The organism is Hyalangium sp. (assembly GCF_045802625.1).
In the GTDB taxonomy this organism is placed as follows: Bacteria; Myxococcota; Myxococcia; order Myxococcales; family Myxococcaceae; genus Hyalangium.
Window position 1 is genome coordinate 1 of sequence record NZ_JBJMQP010000252.1, and the last position, 17,839, is coordinate 17,839.

Annotated in this window: 15 protein-coding genes and 1 pseudogene; 8 read left to right on the forward strand and 8 right to left on the reverse strand. The window is 69.4% G+C overall.

Annotated features, from left to right (window positions below; genetic code table 11):
* The coding region (locus tag ACJ8AT_RS39140) for an FAD-dependent oxidoreductase (RefSeq protein WP_407743100.1) at positions 1-1,344 on the reverse strand (1,344 nt) is incomplete at its 3' end.
* Between the two features lie 231 nt (positions 1,345-1,575).
* Here ACJ8AT_RS39140 and ACJ8AT_RS39145 point away from each other — a divergent pair.
* Together ACJ8AT_RS39145 and ACJ8AT_RS39150 are read left to right on the forward strand one after the other, a co-directional pair.
* Entirely contained in the window at positions 1,576-4,752 is a 3,177-nt protein-coding gene (locus ACJ8AT_RS39145; RefSeq protein WP_407743101.1) for a protein kinase domain-containing protein, read from the forward strand.
* A 113-nt stretch (positions 4,753-4,865) separates the two neighbouring features.
* Positions 4,866-5,723 (forward strand): hypothetical protein, encoded by an 858-nt coding sequence (locus tag ACJ8AT_RS39150; RefSeq protein WP_407743102.1) that lies wholly within the window; start codon positions 4,866-4,868, stop codon positions 5,721-5,723.
* A 25-nt stretch (positions 5,724-5,748) separates the two neighbouring features.
* On the opposite strand, the gene ACJ8AT_RS39155 is transcribed toward ACJ8AT_RS39150, so the two are convergent.
* Positions 5,749-6,288: a DUF1697 domain-containing protein gene (locus ACJ8AT_RS39155; RefSeq protein WP_407743103.1), complete on the reverse strand. Its 540-nt coding sequence runs from the start codon at positions 6,286-6,288 to the stop codon at positions 5,749-5,751.
* A gap of 82 nt (positions 6,289-6,370) precedes the next feature.
* Between ACJ8AT_RS39155 and ACJ8AT_RS39160 the strand changes: the two genes are divergently transcribed.
* The 3 genes from ACJ8AT_RS39160 to ACJ8AT_RS39170 all read left to right on the forward strand — a co-directional run bounded on the left by ACJ8AT_RS39160 (position 6,371) and on the right by ACJ8AT_RS39170 (position 9,953).
* Positions 6,371-8,455 (forward strand): carbon starvation CstA family protein, encoded by a 2,085-nt coding sequence (locus ACJ8AT_RS39160; RefSeq protein WP_407743104.1) that lies wholly within the window; start codon positions 6,371-6,373, stop codon positions 8,453-8,455.
* Between the two features lies 1 nt (position 8,456).
* Entirely contained in the window at positions 8,457-8,660 is a 204-nt protein-coding gene (locus ACJ8AT_RS39165; RefSeq protein ID WP_407743105.1) for a YbdD/YjiX family protein, read from the forward strand.
* 87 nt (positions 8,661-8,747) lie between these two features.
* On the forward strand, positions 8,748-9,953 hold the full coding sequence (locus ACJ8AT_RS39170) for an MFS transporter (protein ID WP_407743106.1): 1,206 nt from the start codon (positions 8,748-8,750) through the stop codon (positions 9,951-9,953).
* A gap of 24 nt (positions 9,954-9,977) precedes the next feature.
* On the opposite strand, the gene ACJ8AT_RS39175 is transcribed toward ACJ8AT_RS39170, so the two are convergent.
* The gene (locus tag ACJ8AT_RS39175; protein WP_407743107.1) at positions 9,978-10,667 is read right to left on the reverse strand and encodes a hypothetical protein; all 690 of its coding nucleotides are present in this window, start codon (positions 10,665-10,667) and stop codon (positions 9,978-9,980) included.
* 156 nt (positions 10,668-10,823) lie between these two features.
* Here ACJ8AT_RS39175 and ACJ8AT_RS39180 point away from each other — a divergent pair, with 156 nt between their 5' ends.
* Positions 10,824-12,518 carry an ATP-binding protein gene (locus ACJ8AT_RS39180; protein WP_407743108.1) on the forward strand — a complete coding sequence of 565 codons (1,695 nt, stop codon included), beginning with the start codon at positions 10,824-10,826 and terminating at the stop codon, positions 12,516-12,518.
* A 20-nt stretch (positions 12,519-12,538) separates the two neighbouring features.
* Here the strand turns inward: ACJ8AT_RS39180 and ACJ8AT_RS39185 are convergent, their stop codons facing one another.
* The 5 genes and pseudogenes from ACJ8AT_RS39185 to ACJ8AT_RS39205 all read right to left on the reverse strand — a co-directional run bounded on the left by ACJ8AT_RS39185 (position 12,539) and on the right by ACJ8AT_RS39205 (position 15,704).
* Positions 12,539-12,793 carry a hypothetical protein gene (locus tag ACJ8AT_RS39185; RefSeq protein ID WP_407743109.1) on the reverse strand — a complete coding sequence of 85 codons (255 nt, stop codon included), beginning with the start codon at positions 12,791-12,793 and terminating at the stop codon, positions 12,539-12,541.
* A gap of 128 nt (positions 12,794-12,921) precedes the next feature.
* Positions 12,922-13,161, reverse strand: a complete 240-nt coding sequence (locus ACJ8AT_RS39190; RefSeq protein ID WP_407743127.1) for an SAF domain-containing protein — start codon at positions 13,159-13,161, stop codon at positions 12,922-12,924.
* 3 nt (positions 13,162-13,164) lie between these two features.
* Positions 13,165-13,491: pseudogene (locus ACJ8AT_RS39195) on the reverse strand (SAF domain-containing protein); the annotation flags it as partial.
* Positions 13,492-13,565: 74 nt separating this feature from the next.
* Positions 13,566-14,489: a DUF72 domain-containing protein gene (locus ACJ8AT_RS39200; RefSeq protein WP_407743110.1), complete on the reverse strand. Its 924-nt coding sequence runs from the start codon at positions 14,487-14,489 to the stop codon at positions 13,566-13,568.
* A gap of 105 nt (positions 14,490-14,594) precedes the next feature.
* Entirely contained in the window at positions 14,595-15,704 is a 1,110-nt protein-coding gene (locus ACJ8AT_RS39205; protein WP_407743111.1) for a cyclic nucleotide-binding domain-containing protein, read from the reverse strand.
* Between the two features lie 265 nt (positions 15,705-15,969).
* On the opposite strand from ACJ8AT_RS39205, the gene ACJ8AT_RS39210 reads away from it, so the two are divergent.
* Positions 15,970-16,401 (forward strand): response regulator, encoded by a 432-nt coding sequence (locus ACJ8AT_RS39210; RefSeq protein WP_407743112.1) that lies wholly within the window; start codon positions 15,970-15,972, stop codon positions 16,399-16,401.
* A 15-nt stretch (positions 16,402-16,416) separates the two neighbouring features.
* Complete coding sequence (locus ACJ8AT_RS39215; protein ID WP_407743113.1) at positions 16,417-17,835, forward strand: sensor histidine kinase; 1,419 nt, start codon at positions 16,417-16,419, stop codon at positions 17,833-17,835.
* The last annotated feature ends 4 nt before the right edge of the window (positions 17,836-17,839 follow it).

The following is a 17,839-nucleotide window of genomic DNA, read 5'->3' on the forward strand; positions in this document are numbered from 1 at the left end:
CGGCCCCCGGGGCAGCTCCGAGGGCGAGGGCCGCCAGCTCATCGCCTTCAGCACCAGCCAGGGCGAGAACATGGCGGTGGGCGGCTTGAGCATGTGCATCACCTGCATGAACGTCCGCACGGCCTCGTCGTCCTTCGCCGTCAGCCGCTGGAACTTCTCTCCGTACCAGGTCAGCAGCCCGCTCCCCACCGGGCGGACTCCGGCCAGCTCCGGCAGGCGCAGATCCTCGGTGGTGGACATGGCCCAGGCCCCCTTGAGCAGGCCTTCGGCGCGCTCGAAGTAGCGGCGCGGCAGCCCGGCCATTCCCTGGCGCAGACACTCGCCCAGCAGCTCCACCTGCAGCGCGCCCGTGGTCATGCCCTGGCCGTAGATGGGGTTGAACGAGCAGAACGCGTCGCCCACCACCACCAGCCCCTCGGGGGGGCGAGCCAGCCGCTCATAGTGGCGCCACTGGCTGTGCGAGAACCGGTAGCTGTGGATGGGGCCGGCCGGCTCCGCGCCGCGCAGCGCCTCGTACAGGTGCGGCGTGGCCAGCGTGCGCGCGTACTCGAGGAAGCCCGCCTCCTCCGTGGGCGGATAGTCCTTCAGCCAGCCGCCCACCGTGGCGATCCACCGGTCTCCCTCGACGGGGAAGATGCCTCCGAGGCGCCGGAGCCGCGGCAGCTCCGCCGAGAAGATGAGGGACTTCCACCCCGCGTTGAACCCCGCCGGCTTGCGGTAGAGCCGCGAGGCGTAGCCCACATCGACGTTCAGGTGCGTCTCCTCCACCCGAGGCAGGCCCAGGCCCTCCAGCCACTGCGGCGTCCGGCTCCCGCGGCCGCTGGCATCCACCACCAGGTCCGCCTCCAGCGCCGTCTCCTCGGTGCCGCCGGGAGCGCGAAGCTTCACGCCGGTGATGCGAGCGCCCTCCGCGCTGTGCAGGAAGCCTGAGATCTCCTGGCCCACCAGCATGCGCACGTTGGGCAACGCGGCCAGCCGGGTGCGCACGCGCCACTCGAACAGGGGGCGGGTCTGCGAATACATGGAGACGCCGCTGGCGATGCGCTTGCGCCAGACGCCGGCCACGTGCCACTCGCAATCGGCGGACATGTCCAGCACCTGGGCCCCGGCGGCCTGGAGATCCTCGGCGAGCCCGGGGAAGAGGCTGGAGGCGAAGTCCAGCCCCCGCCGCAGCAGGATGTGCGTCTGGGTGCCTTGCGGCACGCCCTTGCGCGGCTGCCCCGAGTCCTCCAGCGAGTCCCGCTCCACCAACGTGACGCGCTCGAAGTGGCGCGCCAGCAGGCCCGCGGCGAACAGTCCTGCCATGCTGCCGCCACAGATGATGGCGTGACGTCCTGCTGGCACGGCAGGGGACGAGGGACTCACAGGGATACCTCACGGGGAGCGAAGAAGAGATCCACAGGCTAGGGCTCTAGGGAGGAGCCTGTCGAGGCACCCCAGGAATAGCTGCCCGTGCAGGAGGGCAGGTGCGACCCCTCTCTTGCCGCCCTTGCGGGAAGCAGCGGGGAGGCTCGACGGGTGTATCCTGGCTTTCGGGGTGTGGCGGTGCTCACGCCCTGTTGTGGCGGGGACACCATGTCGCAGGAGGACAGCCAGAGCAGTCCTGTGCCCGCCGAGGCGCTCCAGGGCAAGGCCTCCGAGCCGTCCCCGCCGCGCAGGAGAGTCCCTCCCACGCTGGCCGAGCGGTACACGGACATCCAGTTCGCGGGCGAGGGCGCCGTGGGGACCGTCTACCGGGCGGTGGATCCCCGGCTCCGCCGCGTCATCGCGCTGAAGCTGTTGAAGATCGCCGAGCCCAACCTCTGGCGCAGGTTCATCTCGGAGGCGCGGGCCCAGGCGCGCATCCAGCACGAGCACGTGTGCCGCGTGTACGAAGCCGGGCAGGCCGACGGCGAGCCGTACATCGTGATGCAGTTCATCGACGGCGAGCCGCTGTCCCGGGTGCGAGAGCGGCTGACGCTCGAGCAGCAGGTGAAGCTGCTCGCGGAGGTCTCGTTGGCGGTACACGAGGCGCACCGGCTGGGGATGATCCACAGGGATCTCAAGCCGGGGAACATCCTCGTCGAGCAGCGCCCGGACGGGACGTGGAAGCCGTACGTGGTGGACTTCGGCCTGGCGCGCCAGGTGGAGGACCACGGGCAGACCCAGACGGGAGAGGTCCTCGGGACGCCCGCGTACATGCCGCCCGAGCAGGCCAACGGGAACGTGCACGAGCTGGATCGCCGCGCGGATGTCTATTCGCTCGGGGCCACGCTGTACGACGTGATCGCCGGCCGGCCCCCCTTCGTCTCGGATCATTCGTGGAAGCTGCTGTTGATGGTGGCGCTCGAGGACGCGCCGCCGCTGCGGCAGGTGAAGCCGGCAGTGCCCAGGGACATCGAGACGATCGTCATGAAGTGCCTGGAGCGTGAGCCGGCACGCCGCTACGACTCGGCGCGGGCGCTCGCGGAGGATCTGCAGCGCTTCCTGGACGGCGAGCCCATCCAGGCGAAGCAGGCCTCCTGGGGGTATGTCCTCTGGAAGAAGGCGCAGAAGCACAAGGTGCTCGCGGTGATCCTGGGAGCGCTGGTGCTGGGAACGCTCGGGCTGGGGTCTGTCTGGGTGGAGGCGCAACGGCAGGTGGCGGAGCAGGCCCGGCTGGCGCGCGAGCTGGGCGAGAGCGTGAAGGAGACGGAGCTGTTCCTGCGCGCGGCGTACGGGCTGCCCCCGCACGACGTGGAGCGGGAGCGGGACGTGGTGCGCGCCCGGCTCGGGGAGATCGAGCAGCGGATGGCCGCGGCGGGCAAGGCGGGGGAGGGGCCGGGGCACTACGCGCTCGGGCTGGGGCAGCTCGCGCTCGGGGATGCCGAGCAGGCCCGGGAGCACCTGGAGAAGGCGCTGGCGGCGGGGTACGCGTCGGCGGACCTGGAGTACGCGCTGGGGCGGGCGCTGGGGGAGCTCTTGCGGCGCGCCCTGGAGGACACCCGGCGCATCACCAACGCGGAGGAGCGCCAGAAGCGGATGGCGCGGCTGGACAAGGAGATCCGCGAGCCGGCGCTCGTGCACCTGCGCGCCGCGGTGGGAGCCCGAATCGAAGTGCCGGAGTACGCGGAGGGGCTGATCGCCCTCTACGAGGGACGCAACGAGGAGGCCATCGCCAAGGCGAAGGCGGCGTTCGCCAAGGCGCCGTGGATGTACGAGCCGAAGAAGCTCGAGGGCGATGCGCTGTACGCGGAGGGCAGCAAGTACCGGCACGACGCGGCGTTCGACTACGAGAAGATGAAGGGCTACTTCGACCGGGCGGCGGAGGCGTACCGGGTGGCGGCGGAGATCGGCAGCAGCGATCCGGACGTGCACCGGGCCGAGTGCGAGCTCTGGGAGAAGATGGGGTGGGCGGCCTCCTCGAAAGGCCTCCCGCCGGGCCCGCCGTTCGAGGCCGCCAAGGCGGCGTGCGATCGCGCGGTGCGCTCCAGCTCGAAGGATGGCCGGGCGCTGGTGCAGCGAGCGCTCGTGCTGCTGGCGCGCGTGCATGCCCTGCAGAGCCACGCCTCGGAAGAGACCATCCCCGTCATGGAAGAGGCGCTCGCGGCGGCAGAGGACGGCGTGCGGGCGCTGCCTGAGGAGGTCATGGCGCACTATGCGGTGGCCCAGGCCCTCTACCTGCGCACCCGGCTCATGTACGAGCTGGGCCGGGACGCGTCCATGGCGCAGGCCATTGCTGGATACCAGCACGCCCTCTCGTTGGATCCGGGCTTCACCTGGGCGGTGAACGAGCTGGGGGATGCGTACCTCGAGGAGGCCAAGCACGAGCGCCTGAGCGGCCACGAGGTGGCGTCGCTGCTGGGGAGCGCCCTCTGGCAGTACGAGAAGGCGATGGCGCTGGACTCCAAGTTCTCGTTGCCCATGGGCGGCCGGCTGGAGGCGTTGACGGTGCAGCTCGAGACCGAGCTCGCCCGGGGGCACGATGCGCTCGAGCCACTCCAGGCCTTGTTCCGCGCGGTGGCCCAGCTCGAGCAGACGAACTCCAGCCCCTGGATCGCCGCCTTCTGGAAGGCGCGAGCGCAGCGGCTCGGGGCGCTGCGGGAGTTCGTCCAGGGGCGCGATCCGCGCACCTTCCTCCAGGCCGCGCTCGAGGTGATCCACGCAGCCGCGGGAGATCCGCCCAAGGACTCCTGGATGCTCCGGGAGTTGGCCGCGTGCCGCCTGCTGGAAGCCGAGCACGAGCGGCGCGAGGGAGCAGACCCCGCACCAGCCCTGGAGAAGGCACGAGCCGCGGCGCGCAAGGCGGGCGAGCTGAGCACGGCAGCGAGCCCCGCGCTCCTCCAGCTCTCGGCGAGCATCGAGCTCGAGGCCCTCCGCGCGGCCGCGCGGCGCGAGGAGCTCCGGGAAGAGCGCTTCGAGGTGGCCTTCGAATACGTGCGCCCGCTGCTCTCACAGGCGAGCCGTGACTCCACGCCCTACCAGCTGGCCGCGGAGCTCCATGCCGAGCACGCCGCCTGGCTCGCCAAGAGGGGCCGCAACCCCGAGGACGACATCCGCACCGGCCTCACCCAGGCAGACGAGGCGCTCGCGAGGAACCCCCACAACCCGGAGGCCCTGCTCGCCCGGAGCCACCTGCTCCTCGAACGGGCCCGCACGGCGCGCACGCAGCGGGCCCGCGAGGAGGATGGGCTGCGCGCCAAGGAGGCCTGGGAGGCGGCGCTCCGAGAGAACCCGCTGCTGGCCCGGGAGAGTCCGGACATGGCGAGCGAGGCTGAGGCGGTTGTGCGCTAGTTCCCAATCTCCTGGGACTCATGGGCACATTTGAATTGCGAGAAAGTGAGTAAAAACCCGGTAATGTTGAGTGAGGCACGGCCTGATGCCCGAGCCCACTCCAGGGGGAGTACATGCTACCTACACGCACGCGCTTCATGGTCATCGCTTCCGTGGTGACGGTCCTCGCGGGATGTGGAACCGAGGAGGCCGGCCTCGAGCAGGCCCCGCCCCCCGCCACAGTGGAACGGGCCTCGCTGGCCGAGGAGCGCCCCCCACCCAACGGCTTGAACGGCACGCGCCCCGCCTGCTTCTGGGCTCACGGCTCCCAGCAGGCGCTCCGGACGCTGGGAGGCGCCGCGCTCGATCAGGGCGGGGGATTCCTCACGAGCATTCCGCTCACTCAGGTCTCCAGCGACTGCCGGGAGGTGCTGCGCTCGGCCGTCGAGTGCGCCCTCACGCGAGATCAATCCGTGAAGGATCCGGTGACGGGCGAGCTCTACACGGGTTGGTGGGGGCTTGCCCCGTCATGGCTCGGGGGCGTGCTGAACGTCGACGGCCGCCGGTACGTGACGGCGTGCATGGCCCAGCGGCTGAACTACTACGGGACGCACGTGCCCATCCTGCTGGAGGGCGCCCATCCGGCAATCGCGAAGAACCTGACCTACGGCCCCGAGTACCCCGTGGAGGAGTCGACCGTCTTTGGCGATCTGTTCTCGTCCACCGTGCCGCTGCTCGGGCTCCAGCCCGCGTTCAACGTGTACGTGTGCTGGGAGAGCATGCTGCCCCAGTCGTGTGGCCCGCTGGGACTGCCGCTGCTCTTCGAGAAGCGCATCTGCGACGACGCGCCGCTGTGTGGACTGATGACGCTGGGGCCGTGCGCGCTGAACTGCGCGCAGAATGATTCGTATTGGAAGTGCAAACCCGACCTGCTCTCGCCCTCGTGGACGCAGACGGTGCGGGTGAAGCTCGAGACAGCCGCCTGTCAGTGAGCCCGGCGGCTGGCGCTGCAGCGGCTCAACGGTCCGCGAGCTCCAGCAGCTTGAGGACGGTGTTCCAGTTGCGCGCCGTCGGAGTCACCCCCAGCCGTGGCCCTCCGAGCACGGCCGCCAGCTTCGAGTCCCGGATGCCGTTCGGGAACCGGGCGTAGAGCTCGCGCCCGACCACGCGGAACTCATCCGGCAGATACGCCGCCGGGTCTATCTCCTGGAGCCGCTTGGGCTCCGGCACGTCGGACAGGAACGTGACGAGGAAGCGCGAGGGGGCCTCCTCGGCGCCGGGGAGGGGGTTGGCCTGGATCGCCGCGGCCAGCTCGTCCCGGGTGCGGAGGATGACGGAGACCTGGAAGCCGAACTCCTTGGCGATGGCGGCCTCGAGCTGCTTGACGACCTTCGCCGGGCTCTTCTCCTTGCTGGTGAAGACGGCGTTGCCGCTCTGGAGGAGCGTGGCGACGCCGGTGTAGCCGAGCCCTTGCATCAGCTCCCGCAGCCGCGCCATGGGGACCTTCTTGTTGCCACCGACATTGATACCGCGCAGCAAGGCGACGTACCGGGTCATAGGTGGCCGCGCCTCCTAGCACACGGGAGGGAGAGGCCTCCCGAAGATTGACGGCTCTCACCCCAAGAGGCACTTTCGCGCGATGAGCCAAGCGGAAGGGACCCTGGGGCGCTTCGCGAGCAAGGTCATCTGGGCACTGGTCGCCGTCGTGGGCGCCTTCAGCCTGGGCACGGTGGCGCTGCACCGAGGCGAGACGATCAACGCCACCTGGCTGGTGGTGGCCGCCGCCGCCACCTTCATGCTCGGCTACCGCTTCTACAGCCGCTACATCGCGGAGAAGGCGCTGGGGTTGGATCCGACGCGGGCCACTCCGGCGCGGCGCCGCAACGACGGGCTGGACTACGTGCCCACGGACAAGTGGGTGCTCTTCGGCCACCACTTCGCCGCCATCGCGGGGGCGGGTCCGCTGGTGGGGCCGGTGCTCGCCGCGCAGATGGGGTACCTGCCGGGCACGATGTGGATCCTCTTCGGGGTGCTGCTGGCGGGCGCGGTGCAGGACTTCACCATCCTGTTCCTGTCCATCCGCCGGGACGGCAAGTCCCTGGGGGACATGGTGCGGATGGAGCTGGGGCCCGCCGCGGGCGTGGTGGCGATGGTCGGCGTGCTGATGATCATGATGATCATCCTCGCGGTGCTGGCGCTGGTGGTGGTCAAGGCGCTGGCCTCCAGCTCCTGGGGCACCTTCACGGTGGCGATGACCATTCCGATCGCCCTGCTGATGGGCGTGTACCTGCGCTACCTGCGGCCGGGCAAGGTGCTCGAGGTGTCCATCATCGGCTTCGTGCTGTTGATGCTGTCCATCTGGCTGGGCGGCCGGGTGTCCCAGGCTCCGGCGCTGGCGCCGCTGTTCACCTATGACGGCCGGGCGCTGGCGTGGATGCTGATTGCGTATGGCTTCTGTGCCTCGGTGCTCCCGGTGTGGCTGCTGCTGGCGCCGCGCGACTACCTGTCCACCTTCCTGAAGATCGGCACCATCCTGGTGCTGGCGCTGGGCATCCTCCTGGCCCAGCCGGAGCTGCGGATGCCCGCGCTGACGCGGTTCATCGACGGCACCGGCCCCGTGTTCTCCGGCAACCTGTTCCCGTTCCTGTTCATCACCATCGCCTGTGGAGCGGTGTCCGGGTGGCACTCGCTGATCTCCTCGGGCACCACGCCGAAGATGCTCTCCAACGAGAGCGAGGCGCGCATGGTGGGCTATGGCGCGATGCTGATGGAGGCCTTCGTGGCCATCATGGCGTTGATCGCCGCCACGGTGCTGCAGCCGGGCGTGTACTTCGCGATGAACTCCCCGGCGGGCCTCATCGGCACCACCGCCGAGCACGCGGCGCAGGTGATCAGCCAGTGGGGCTTCGTGCTCACGCCCGAGCTGCTCACCCAGACGGCGCGGGACATCGGCGAGGCATCCATCCTGTCGCGAGCGGGCGGCGCGCCGACGCTGGCGGTGGGCATGGCGCAGATCCTCCACGGGCTGATCGGCGGGGAGGGGATGATGGCCTTCTGGTACCACTACGCCATCCTCTTCGAGGCGCTGTTCATCCTCACCACGGTGGATGCGGGCACGCGGGTGGGGCGCTTCATGATTCAAGAGCTGGCGGGCCTGGTCTACGCGCCGCTGAAGAGGACCGACTCCTGGAGCGCGAACCTGGTCGCGACGGCGGTCTGCGTGGCGGGCTGGGGGTACTTCCTCTACCAGGGCGTAGTGGATCCGCTGGGCGGCATCAACACGCTGTGGCCGCTGTTCGGCATCGCCAACCAGATGCTGGCCGCCATCGCGCTGACCCTGGCCTGCGTGGCCCTGGTGAAGATGAAGCGCGAGCGCTTCCTGTGGATCCCCGCGCTGCCCACCGCGTGGCTGGTGCTCTGCACGCTGACCGCCGGCTGGCAGAAGGTGTTCAGCAGCGACACGCGGGTCAGCTTCCTGGCCCACGCTCGCGGCTTCGCGGCGGCGATGGAGGGCGGCAAGGTGATGGCCCCGGCGAAGTCCCTGGAGGAGATGCAGCGGGTCATTACCAATGACTACGTGGATGCCACCCTCACGCTCGTGTTCATGCTGGTGGTGGTGACGACGCTGGCGTTCGGCGTCCGCGCGGCGCTCGCGGCCCGCCGCTCCGCGGTCCCGACAGCGAGTGAGACGCCCCACGTGTCCCTGGCGGCGGTGGAGCGCTGACATGGAGGGCGCTCGCGAGGCACTGGGGCGGCTGTGGCGCAAGGCCGTGCAGACGGCGCGGCTGATCATCGGCGTGCCCGACTACGACACCTACGTCGAGCACATGCGCGCGCACCACCCGGAGCGCCCGGTGATGAGCTACCCCGAGTTCTTCAACGAGCGCATGCAGGCCCGCTACCGGGGAGGCGGCGGGCGCTGCTGCTGAGCCTGGCCCGCCATTCCTTTCCAAACCTGCGGAATGGCGCGGCTCGTAGTACTACGGGCGGGCGAGCAACACGGGAAGGAGCGGGCGATGGGAGCGCAGCACTCGGAGCCGGTACACCTGAGCTCCGGTCTGGTCTGGCTGATGGCGGCGGCCTCGGGTGTGGCCGCGGCCAACCTCTATTACAACCAGCCGTTGCTGGGAGACATCGGACGGGAGCTGGGCGCGACGGGCAGCGGGTTGGGCTGGGTGCCCACCATGACGCAGGTGGGCTACGCGGCGGGGATGCTGCTCATCGTCCCGCTGGGAGACAGCCACGAGCGGCGGCGTGTCATCGTCCTGATGTCTTTCCTGTCCTGCCTGGCGATGGTGGGAGCGGCGCTGGCCTCGAGCCTGTCCTGGATGGTGGCGGCGAGCTTCGCGGTGGGCATCACCACGGTCATCCCGCAGCTGCTGGTGCCGTTCGCGGCGCACCTGGCCCCGGCGGCCGAGCGCGGGCGCGTGGTGGGCACGGTGATGAGCGGGCTGCTCATTGGCATCCTCTTGTCGCGCACGGCGGCGGGCTTCGTTGGCACGCACCTGGGCTGGCGGGCGATGTTCTGGATGGGCGCGGCGCTGATGCTGCTGATGATGGGGGTGCTGCGGCTGGCCCTGCCGTCCCAGCCACCGGCCGCGCATATGTCCTATCCCGAGCTGCTGCGCTCGCTGGTGGGGCTCGTGCGGGACGAGCCCGTGCTCCGGCTGCACTCGCTGCTGGGCGCGCTCACCTTCGGGGCGTTTGGCGCCTTCTGGGCGACGCTGGCGCTCTACCTCCAGAGCCTGCCCGAGCACTACGGCGCCCAGACGGCGGGGCTCTTTGGGGCGGTGGGCGTGGCGGGCGCGGCGGCGGCGCCGCTCGTGGGGCGCTATGCGGACAAGCGAGGGGACCGCAAGGTCAACGCGTTCGCCGTGGGCGTGCTGCTGAGTTCGTTCGTGGTGCTGGGGCTGCTCGGGCGCTGGCTGTGGGGCATCGCGCTGGGCGTCATCCTGTTGGACCTGGGGGCCCAGGCCAACCACATCTCCAACCAGACGCGCGTGTTCGCGCTGCGCCCCGAGGCGCGCAGCCGGCTCAACACCGTCTACATGGTGAGCTACTTCGTGGGCGGCGCGGCGGGCTCCTGGCTCGGCACCGCGGCCTGGGCTCGCTTCGGCTGGATGGGCGTGTGCGCGGTGGGAGCGGGCCTGTCCTTGGTGGCGTTGATCTCGCTGGGGGTGGGCTCGGCCCGCATCGCCCGGACGGGAGCACAGCGCGCGTAGCTTCCTAAGCCGCCGGAGCCGCGGTCACGCTCCGGAGGCGCTGGGGCTCTCCGCCGTGGGCCGAGACTCGCGCACCTCCCACGCATCATCCAGGCGCGTGGACAGCCAGAGCTCCACGTACTTCCTGCGCGGCTCGGTGGGCTCATCCGAGCCCGTCACCGTGGAGAAGCTGTGGTGGATGAGGCGCAGGCCTACGTCCGGGCGCACCTCGCGCACCTGGGTATAGAGCCAGCGCGCGTCTCCCAGCGTCGTGCTGTTGGGCGCGATGCATACAAGCGTGCCGTCGTAGCCCAGCGTGCCGAAGAGGAGCGCCGCCACGTCGGCGAACGGGGGCACCACCTCGCGGAAGGAGAGCAGGCGGTGCGCGTCGCACTCCACGGACAGCGGCGGGCCGTAGAAGAGGACCTCGAAGTCCAGGAAGGGGCGCAGCACCTCCGGGCTCGTGACGTCGCCCTGCACGCACTCGATGCCGCGCTCCTGGTTGGCCTCGACGATGGCGGGCTCGAGATCCACCGCGCGGTAGCGCTCCACGCCGAGTTGAGAGATGTAGGCCGCGTGCTGGCGGCTGCAGTCTCCGCAGCACAGCTCGCCCACGCTGTGGACGCCCTGGGGGAAGAACTCCCGGAGCAACGCCACGCGCTGCTCCACTGTCTGGCGGTTGGTCCGCGCGAAGGTGCGACGAGTCAGGTCGGGGGTGTGGAAGTGGCCGCTCATGGGAGATCCTGTCGTGGGCTCGAGAGCATACCTCCGCTGCCCCATCGCCTGGACGTTCAGCTGTCCTGAGAACGATGGCTGCTCGGCCCGCTCGATGCATCGCCATTGCCTCGCCGCCATCGTTACCGAGAGCTGTTACATCGCCGAGCCAGAGAGATGACCAGCATCGCCCACCTCATTGAAAGTCATCATGACAAGCTCCTCGATCTCTGGAGAGAGCAGGCGATGAAGGCAGCGTCTGCCCACGGGCTGACCAAGCCCGAGCTCACCAACATGATGGCTGGCTATATCTCACTGCTGATCCCACCCGCTCCAGGGCAACCGGACCGCACGAGCGTCAGGCGCAGGGAGCTGATCGAGGGCCACATCGGATGGCGCCTGCGCCAGGGCTTTCATCTCGCGGAGGTCGTCGCTGAGTTCGCGTTGCTCGGTCAGTGCGTCTCTCGGCTCTGGAGCTCGCTGCCGCCGGCCGAGCAGCCTGAGCCCGCGGAGATCGAGTGGCTGTTCGCGGAGCTCCACCGCGCCACGGTGATCGTCACGGAGCTCTTCCAGGAGCACATGAGGGAGGACGAGCAGACCGAGAAGCGCTACCTGCGCCTGCTCCGGTCCATGTCCGACGGGGACCTCCGAACGCCCGACACCTCCTCCCAAGAGCGGCTGAAGGACGTCATGACGCTCGTCATGGAGGCCATGGGAGCCCAGACCGCGGCGCTCCTGCTCTACGATGCCAAGACCAACCAGCTCGTCACCATCGCTTCCGTGGGAGCGGCCAACGGCGAGCTGGAGCAGTACGTGGCCTCCCTGGGGGCCGCCTCTTTCGCCGGCAAGACGGCTGAGCGGGAGGAGCCCACCTCCATCCCGAACGCGGCGACCACCGAGCTGGAGGTGGGGGACGTGCTCCGGAGCAGTGGGATCCATGGTCTGCTGGGCGTGCGCCTCCCCCCGCGCTTCAAGCTCGTGGGGGTGATGTACGTGGGGATCTCCGAGGAGCGGGCGTTCACGGCCAGGGAAGGCTGGCGGCTCGAATCGCTCGCGGAGCAGCTCACGCTCCACCTGGACAACGCCCAGCTCTACAAGGATCTCCTCCAGCAGGCCGAGGACCTGCGCATCGAGCGCGACCTGCGCGAGCAGTTCGTCTCCCTGCTCGCTCATGATCTGCGAGGCCCGCTGACGTCGGTGAAGGCGGCGGCCCAGCTCCTGCTCCGGCGTCCCGAGGAGCCGGAGAAGCTGCGAGAGCTCGCCAGCAGGATCGACAGGAACATCCAGCGCATGGACCAGATGATCCGCGACCTCCTGGATGTGAGCCGCATTCATGTGGGAGGGCGGTTGCCCCTCCGGCTCGGCGCGTGTGAGCTGGGCGCTGTCGCTCGCGAAGTCGTTGAGGAGCTCCGAGTGCTCCATGGAGGCCGGTTCGTGCTCGACGTGGGCCATGAGGTGCGGGGAATCTGGAGCGCGGAGGAGCTCAGGCGGGCGCTCTGGAATCTGACGGTGAACGCCGTGAAGTATGGAGCGCGGGACACGCCCATCACCCTCACGGTCAAGGGGACCCCACAGGGCGCCAGGGCCTCGGTTCACAACGAAGGCGAGGGGATCCCACTGGAGGAGCAGGCGCATCTGTTCGAGTTGTTCTCCCGCGCCCGCTCTGCGTCAGCAAGCGAGGGCTGGGGACTGGGCCTTTTCCTGGTCCGCGCCTGCGCGGAGGCGCACGGCGGCAAGGTCCGGGTCCAGAGCGACGCGGCCACCGGGACGACCTTTACCCTGGAGTTGCCCTGGGATGCCCGTCCCTACCAGCCGCGATCTTACGAGGCTTCGTCTCAGGTGGAGGACGCTGGGGCATCGCTCCTGTCGTGACAGGTGCTGGGGCCCCTCGCTCAGCGGGAGGGCGAGGGGGTGCTCGGAGGCAAGGGCTTCTCCAGCAGCTGGAGCGCCGCTTCGAGCACCTCGTCACGTCCGGCCTGCAGGTCCAACACGAGGGCGCGCGTGTCCTTCAGTTGCGCGAACACCTCCGGCACTTGCGCGGCCTTGAGGCGGCCCAGATGGATCCACCCCACGTTGCCCGGCAGCACACGGAAGGCGGGGCCGTGCTCGATGAACTCCTTCGTGAAGTTGTCCCGGCTCCGGGTCATCGGCACCTGCCGGGCCTGCCCATCCGCGCCCCGGACGACCAGCGGCGCGATGAAGTCTCCCCAGAGCTGGACGATGCGGCCAGAACCACAGCGGGTGCCTTGGCACTGATGACAGAGGCCAGATAGGGCTACTTCGTGCCCTTGGCTGGGACCACCACCGGCGGGGGCTCGTTGTAGAAGTGGGTCCAGAGGATGGGATCGCCCTTGCGGAAGGCCGCGGTGATGGTCCGGCCCACCGCTTGCGGCTGCTCCTGCTCCTTCACGAACGAGGGCGTGACGGTGTCCAGGACCATGTCTTGCTCCGTGACATCCTCCGCCGTCAGCTTCCCGCCGACCGGGATGTCGCGGGCCGCGACCAGGCCCCTCATCTTCTTCGTGGTCTCGAACTGGGACCAGAGGAGCAGGTCGCCCGCCTGCACGGGCACGAGGAGCTTCTGGTTCACGATGTAGGAAGCGCTGTCCGGCTTCACCACGGAGGAGGTGACGAACTGCTCCGGTACCGAGCGCTGGGAGATCATGTCGAACGTGACAACGGTGCTCTCCGGGATGTCCTGGGACGCGACGACTACCGGCACGAGATTCCATCCCCTGCGGACGTCGGCCTCTTTCTTCTTGATGTAGCCATAGCCGGCCACTCCTACCAGCAGCGTGCTGAGGAAGAAGCCGGCCACGGAGCCGATCACCACGCCCTCGAGCATCGAGCTATCGGACTTTCTGGAATCACCGGAATCACTCATGGTGCCGCGCATTGTAGGGCGTTACCGCTGGCGCGTCACATCAGCTCCTCCGCGGGCGGAGAGACCCCGGCGCCCTGCTCCAGCTCGGTCAGCTCCACCGGGCGGGCGTAGGGGCCCAGCGCCTCGGGGTACTCGCGAAACAGCGTCGCGGGCGCCTCCACCGTCTGCCCTGTCACCATCGCCTTCAGCATCAGCGCGTTCGTCACGCCCTTGCCCCGCGCGTGGTTGTTGGTGATGACGTACACGTCCTCCACGCGCGCGTGCGCGGCGATCTCCTTCGTCCGCTCGGCCCACGGCTCCAGCTCCTTCGCCGAGTACAGGTAGTCATAGCGATCGATGGGCGACGACTTCTGGCGGAACCACTCCTTGTAGTTCCTCCCGTGCACGCGCACGTAGCCCACCGCCGCCGTGGCTCGTGAGCTGGGGGCGATCGAGTTCTTGAACATCGGCTGATCGATGTTCACGAAGCCCAGCCCCCGCTCCACCAGCTCCGCGTAGTACGAGGGCTCGTTCCACGAGGCGTGCCGCACCTCCAGCACCAGGGGGAAGCCCTCGAACGCGGAGACGATGGCGTCCACATGGTCTCGATTCGCCGGCTCGTTGCGGAAGGACCAGGGGAACTGCACCAGCACCGCGCCCAGCCGCCCCGCCTCCAGCAGGATGCCCAGCCCCACGCGCGCCCACCGCACGTCCTCCGCCGTCCAGGGCTCGGCGCGCTCGTGCGTGAAGCGCTTCCACAGCTTCGCCGTGAAGCGGAAGTTCGGGTTGAACGCCGTGCGCTCCAGCCACAGGTGCGCGTTGCGCGGGAGGATGGGCGCGTAGAAGGACGTGTTCAGCTCCACGGTGTCGAACAGCGACGCCATCATCCCCAGCGGGTCGAACCCCTTGGGCTTGGGCTTCGGGTACACCACCCCCTCCCAGTCCTTGTACGTCCATCCCGCCGGCCCGAACCGGATCATGCTCCGCCTCCTCGGAGCCCCGCGGGCTCCCGACGTACAAGGTAGGCACTCGGACAGCCTCCCAAGCCGCTCGGCCGCTCGGGTGATAGCCGTCCTGACGGCCCCTCACTTCGGGCTGTCGGCGCGCTGCACCAGCTTGTGGGCGAGCGCCCGGGAGAGGTTGAGCAGCAGCAGCGCCGCCGCGCGCGAGCTGGAGTCGATCAGCCCGCGCAGGGACTTCTCGTTCAGGCACAGCACACGCGCGCCGGTGCCGGTGGCGCACACGTCACTGATCCGCGGAGTCGACAGCAGGAACGCCACCTCTCCGAGCACCTCGCCCTCGGTGGTCGTCGCCACCACGCGCTCCCCCTCTCTCACCTCCAGCGAGCCGGAGAGCACCACGAACACCGTGCGCGCCACCTGCCCGCGGCGGATGAGGTAGTCCCCGGGAGCGCACTGGATGAGGTGGCTGCTGGCCAGCACCGCCTGCAGCTCCTGCTCGGACAGCCCGGCGAAGACGGAGGGCCGCGCGGCGCCCATCAGCCCGTACACCTCCTGCCAGTATTGCTCCGGATCGCTCAGCTCCTGGCTCAGCACGCCCCGGGCCTTCTTCAGCAGCGGCGCCACCCGCGTGGGCACCTCCGAGGCCGGCGCCTCCGTGGGCAGCAGCGTCCGCAGCGGCGAGCCCACCCACTCCAGGTGCTCGCGATCCCTGAGCACCAGCACCAGCGGCACCATCACCCCGAACTCCGGGTGATCGTACGTGCCCAGGTGCGGCCGGAAGCCCAGCGACAGATACAGGTTGAGCAGGTGCGGCTGGCAGTCACAGAAGGCCAGCTCCAGGCCCTCCTCCAGCTGGAAGCGGATGCTCTCGTGGATGAGCCGGTACGGCACGGCGGTGCCGCGCATGTCCTGGCGCACCATGAAGCGCCCCACCACGGACAGCTGCTCCTTCGGCACCAGCGGCAGGAAGCGCTCCAAGGCGAAGCGCGTGGCCAGCGGCTCGGGGATGGTGTCTTGCCTGCCCAGGTGGATCCTCAGCGCGCCCACCACCTGGCCATCGGCCTGGGCGTACATCAGGTGGGAGGTGGCGTCCTCCGCGTCCCTCAGCCACCGGCGTTCATGATCCGCCTGGCTCCGGTAGAGGTGCATCTCCTCGACGTAGGTCGCGTACCGCAGCCGGTAGATGGCTTCCCGCTCCTCCTCCGTGCGAGCGAAGCGAACCTCGACATCCATCCAGCCACCCCCCTGTGGAGACTCAACCTATCAGCGAGAGGGGCCTACGAGCGTTCACTTCCGGATGCTGTTGTCCCCCAATTCGCTCTCCATGAAAAGCTTCAGCCCGGGCTCTGTCCGCTGCCCGACCCCGCATGCCGCGCTGCACGGTAGGAACGACCCACACGCGCTACCTTCTCTCAACAGCGTCTCAGGGGGCCGCGGAAGCGCGGGCCATTTCTCTCACATGGACTCACATCATCGTCGGGGCGAGGCGCGGGACGTCATGAAGGAGAGACTTACTGTGTTGGTGGTGGATGACGAGCAGCCGGTGCTCATCACCGCCGCCGCTGTGCTGTCCGAGGATTTTCGCGTGTTGACGGCCTCGAATGCGGCGTTGGCGCTGAAGCAGCTGGAGCGCCACACGGTGGATGTGGTGTGCACGGACTTCAACATGCCCGGGCAGAACGGCATCCAGCTGCTGCGCGAGGCGACCTCTCGCCAGCGGCACCTGTCCGGCGTGCTCGTCACCGGCCACGCCGAGTACCTGGAGAAGCGTGACAAGTACGACGCGCAGGGGCTCTACTATCTGCTGATCAAGCCATATGAGCCCAAGCGCTTGGTGGAGATCGTCCAGCGCGCGGCGGAGTCGGCGCGGCTCAAGCGGGTGATGAGCTCGCTCTCGTCTGAGCTGGGGGCGTGGAAGCGAGTGATGTGAGATGAAGGGAGCGCCATGATGAGCCACCCGGTGGCGGTGCCGGGCGCGGCGGAGCAGTTCGAAGAGCGGGCCGCCCGGCTCTTCTCCCAGCAGCAGGAGACGGTGTGGCGGAGGGTGGATCGGCTCTCCGCCTGGCTGCTGGCGGGACAGTGGCTGGTGGCCATCGCCATCGCGGCCTTCCTCTCTCCGTATTGCTGGCAGGGCAAGAAGCTCGAGGCGTACCTGCACCTGGAGGCGGCGGTGTTCCTCGGAGGGGTGCTCAGCGCCTTTCCGATTGCCTGGGTCTGGCTGCGGCCCGGCGCCGCGCTCACCCGGCATGGGGTGGCCATCTCCCAGCTCTTGTGGTCCGCGCTCCTCATCCACCTCACGGGGGGCCGCATCGAGACACACTTCCACATCTTCGGCTCGCTGGCCTTCCTGGCCCTCTACCGGGACTGGCCGGTGCTGCTCACCGCCACCGGCGTGGTGGTGGCGGATCACTCCTTGCGCGGCATGCTCTGGCCGCAGTCCATCTACGGCACGGCCTCGCCGGAGGGGTGGCGCCTGCTGGAGCACCTCTTCTGGGTGGGCGCCATCGACATGGTGCTGATCCTCTCGTGCCGGGGCTCGGTGCGGGAGATGCGGCAGATGGCCGAGCGCCGGGCGGGGGCGGAGCTGGCCTCGGAGCGCGAGCAGGAGAAGGCGCGGGAGCTGGACAAGGCGCTGACCGAGCTGCGGGACACCCACGAGCACCTGATCCGCGTGGAGAAGCTGGCGGCGGTGGGGCAGCTGGCCGCCGGAGTGGGGCACGAGCTGCGCAACCCCCTGGCCGCCGTCCGCAACGCGCACGCCTACCTGGCCAAGCGCCTGGCCCGGCCGGAGGGAGTGGCGGGGGATGCGCGCGTGCCCCAGTTCATGGAGCTGATGGACCGCGAGCTGAACACCTGCGCGCGCATCATCTCGGACCTGCTGGACTTCGCCCGCGAGCGTCCGCTGAGCCTCCAGCCGTGCCCGCTGCGCCCGCTGGTGGACGAGGCCATTGACGTGGTGCCGGCGCGCGAGGGCGTCCACGTGCTCAACCGCGTGCCGGAGGAGCTGCCGGTGCCGATGCTGGACCGGGAGCAGTTCCGGCAGGTGCTGATCAACCTGGTGCAGAACGCGGTGGAGGCCATTCCCGCCGAGCGGGGCGGGGAGGTGGTGGTGCGCGCCGAGGGCGGAGGCTCCGAGCCGCTGCGCGTGCGCGTGGTGGATGATGGCGGCGGCATTCCCCCGGAGTTGATGCCTCGCATCTTCGAGCCGCTCTTCACCACCAAGAAGGCGGGGACGGGGCTGGGGCTGTCCATCGTCGCCACCCGCGTGCAGCGCCACGGCGGCACGCTCCAGGTGACGAGCGAGCCCGGCTGTGGCAGTGAGTTCATCATCCAGCTCCCGCCCGCTGTGGCGAGGGCGGCCTAGGAGA

Bases quoted from the DNA above. Each gene is read 5' to 3' on its own strand.
- ACJ8AT_RS39175 (WP_407743107.1), bottom strand. From the start codon at position 10,667: ATGAGCGGCCACTTCCACACCCCCGACCTGACTCGTCGCACCTTCGCG.
- ACJ8AT_RS39155 (WP_407743103.1), bottom strand. From the start codon at position 6,288: ATGACCCGGTACGTCGCCTTGCTGCGCGGTATCAATGTCGGTGGCAAC.
- ACJ8AT_RS39145 (WP_407743101.1), top strand. From the start codon at position 1,576: ATGTCGCAGGAGGACAGCCAGAGCAGTCCTGTGCCCGCCGAGGCGCTC.
- ACJ8AT_RS39210 (WP_407743112.1), top strand. From the start codon at position 15,970: ATGAAGGAGAGACTTACTGTGTTGGTGGTGGATGACGAGCAGCCGGTG.
- ACJ8AT_RS39160 (WP_407743104.1), top strand. From the start codon at position 6,371: ATGAGCCAAGCGGAAGGGACCCTGGGGCGCTTCGCGAGCAAGGTCATC.
- ACJ8AT_RS39150 (WP_407743102.1), top strand. From the start codon at position 4,866: ATGCTACCTACACGCACGCGCTTCATGGTCATCGCTTCCGTGGTGACG.
- ACJ8AT_RS39205 (WP_407743111.1), bottom strand. From the start codon at position 15,704: ATGGATGTCGAGGTTCGCTTCGCTCGCACGGAGGAGGAGCGGGAAGCC.
- ACJ8AT_RS39170 (WP_407743106.1), top strand. From the start codon at position 8,748: ATGGGAGCGCAGCACTCGGAGCCGGTACACCTGAGCTCCGGTCTGGTC.
- ACJ8AT_RS39180 (WP_407743108.1), top strand. From the start codon at position 10,824: ATGACCAGCATCGCCCACCTCATTGAAAGTCATCATGACAAGCTCCTC.
- ACJ8AT_RS39190 (WP_407743127.1), bottom strand. From the start codon at position 13,161: ATGAGGGGCCTGGTCGCGGCCCGCGACATCCCGGTCGGCGGGAAGCTG.
- ACJ8AT_RS39185 (WP_407743109.1), bottom strand. From the start codon at position 12,793: ATGACCCGGAGCCGGGACAACTTCACGAAGGAGTTCATCGAGCACGGC.
- ACJ8AT_RS39215 (WP_407743113.1), top strand. From the start codon at position 16,417: ATGATGAGCCACCCGGTGGCGGTGCCGGGCGCGGCGGAGCAGTTCGAA.
- ACJ8AT_RS39200 (WP_407743110.1), bottom strand. From the start codon at position 14,489: ATGATCCGGTTCGGGCCGGCGGGATGGACGTACAAGGACTGGGAGGGG.
- ACJ8AT_RS39165 (WP_407743105.1), top strand. From the start codon at position 8,457: ATGGAGGGCGCTCGCGAGGCACTGGGGCGGCTGTGGCGCAAGGCCGTG.